Source organism: Treponema sp. UBA753 (genome assembly GCF_002297325.1).
GTDB lineage: Bacteria > Spirochaetota > Spirochaetia > Treponematales > Treponemataceae > Treponema_D.
In genome coordinates this window covers 1-2,298 of sequence record NZ_DBKJ01000071.1, presented here as the reverse complement: position 1 = coordinate 2,298, position 2,298 = coordinate 1, and the positions used below count along the sequence as shown (strand labels likewise).

2 protein-coding genes are annotated in these 2,298 nt (G+C 38.0%); both read left to right on the top strand.

Annotated features, from left to right (window positions below):
- Positions 1-487: 487 nt before the first annotated feature.
- Positions 488-760: a hypothetical protein gene (locus B4C08_RS06110; protein ID WP_296664000.1), complete on the top strand. Its 273-nt coding sequence runs from the start codon at positions 488-490 to the stop codon at positions 758-760.
- Between the two features lie 147 nt (positions 761-907).
- Positions 908-2,119 (top strand): ATP-binding protein, encoded by a 1,212-nt coding sequence (locus tag B4C08_RS06105; RefSeq protein ID WP_296663998.1) that lies wholly within the window; start codon positions 908-910, stop codon positions 2,117-2,119.
- Positions 2,120-2,298: the final 179 nt, after the last annotated feature.

The window sequence follows — 2,298 nt, the reverse complement described above, 5'->3', positions numbered from 1 at the left end:
CAACTAGCGTTGGCTAGTTCTGCAAGGAAATTATTTTACAGCTTCCGCCTGCGCGGAAGTGCGAATCCGCGCAGTAACCCTATATGGGTGCAGAAAGAAGGCGCAGGCCTTGCAAGCGGAGCCGCGGCAGCGGGCGAAGTGGCTAGGCTGGAACATTTCCTCAGAAAAAATCGGAGTGCTAAAAACCACGCGCAGCCGTATGAAGTCCAAACTGAGCCAGATTGAAAACGACTTTATGCACGGACGTTCAACCCTAAAAAAATCCCTTGAGCGAAAAACCGCCGTTTATGCTGCAAGAGTTCTGTAGCGCAAAAGGGCAGGAGTACAAGAACACAGCCTTTGCTTTAAATATATTGCCAATCATGTTAAAATAATTCCATGAGTNNAAAACTCGAAGTTTGGGCTAAATATCCTACGCATCAAATAAGTTTCAACACCGCAAAATCTTTAGAATGCTTAAAATTCATAGATTCATACGAGGTTACCGATGAAGAATGACAACGCGCTGTTTTACACTTGCAGCCTGATTGAATTTATCGGGCGCAGACAAAAGCAAAAAAGGGCATATATCGTAAACGCATTGGGAAAGAATGTTGTAAAAAGAATATATACTCATTCAGATGTTCTGCACTGCGAGGTGATAGACAGCGTCGCGGAAGAATTTATAAAGCTGATTCTGACGCTGGACGATGACCCGCCGGGCGACTACAACGGAATAGCCAGAATGAACGCATTGGATTGGCTGATTGGGGGAGATTGAGTTTTTAAGAGAAACAACGGTGAACGACAAGGCAAAAACTGTCTACACGGCTGACAATTTTGAAATTGTTTACTTTGATATACAATTTTTACTAATTTTTGTTTATTGGACTATACAATTTAATTTTATGATGTATAATATTGATATATGATAGATTATACAACCCTGAGTGAAGTATCAGCAAAAAGAATCAGGAATACAAAAGAATCTTTTGTGCGGTCAATTGATAATAAAATTAACTGGAATTCCCGGCTGATTGGAATTAAAGGCGCCAGAGGCTGCGGAAAGACAACACTGCTTCTTCAGCATCTAAAAAATAACTATATGGATTTAGTATCTTCAGGAAAAGCTCTCTTTGTAAGCCTTGATAATATCTGGTTTGCAAAAAACTCATTGCTTGATCTTGCTGATTCTTTCTCAAAAAACGGCGGAAAAATTCTTTATTTAGATGAAGTCCATAGATATGAAGACTGGCCTGTGTACATAAAAAATATTTATGATGATTATCCTGAGCTGCAGGTTGTTTTTATGGGCTCATCTCTTCTTCAAATTCTTGATGCGCGTGCGGATTTAAGCCGCCGTCCTGCGATGTACAATATGCAGGGACTTTCCTTCAGGGAGTTTTTAAATATAAAAACAGGAAATGACTTTCAGGAATTGTCTTTAGAAGAAATTTTGCAGAATCATTCAAGACATGCTTTTGATATTTGCGGAAAAGTAAAACCGTTTGAATATTTTGATGAATATCTAAAGACCGGATATTATCCTTTTTTCATGGAAGGATTGGATTCTTACTACATGAAGCTAGAGGAAACCGTAAATATGATTTTGGATGTGGAGCTTCCGCTTTTGAGAAAAATAGAAATAGCCTATGTTCCCAAGATTAAGAAGCTTCTGGCGATAATTGCTGAAAGTTCGCCATTTATGCTGAATGTGTCAAAGCTCTCCGGTGCTATGGAGTTGAACCGGGCCACACTGCTTTCATACTTAAAAAGTCTTACGGATGCAAAATTGATTGATTCTTTATTTAAGGATTTAAAAGGGGTAAGTTCGCTTCAAAAACCTGATAAAATTTTTCTTGAAAATACAAACTTGATGTATTTATATCAGGGAGAAAATGTGGATAAAGGAAATGCGAGGGAAACTTTTTTGATTAACCAGCTTTCTTATAATCAGACAGTAGAATTTTCAGATACAAGTGATTTCTTTGTAAACGGCAAATATACAATTGAATGTGGCGGAAAAAGCAAAACAGGAGAGCAAATAAAGAGTCTGAAAAATGCCTTTGTCGCAGCGGACGGAATTGAAGCTGGCAGCGGTTCTAAAATTCCATTGTGGCTGTTTGGGTTCTTGTATTAAAACTAAAACATAAAATGTGATAGCTTTAGCTTTTAACGCTCATAAAATGTGTAAATCTTTACTTGTCAATAAGAAAGATTTTGACAGCATGGCAGAAATATTCTACAATAAAACAGTAACTACTGCTTGACAAATAGAAAAGGGAGAAACACAATCTTGTCAGAACTCAGAACTCAGAA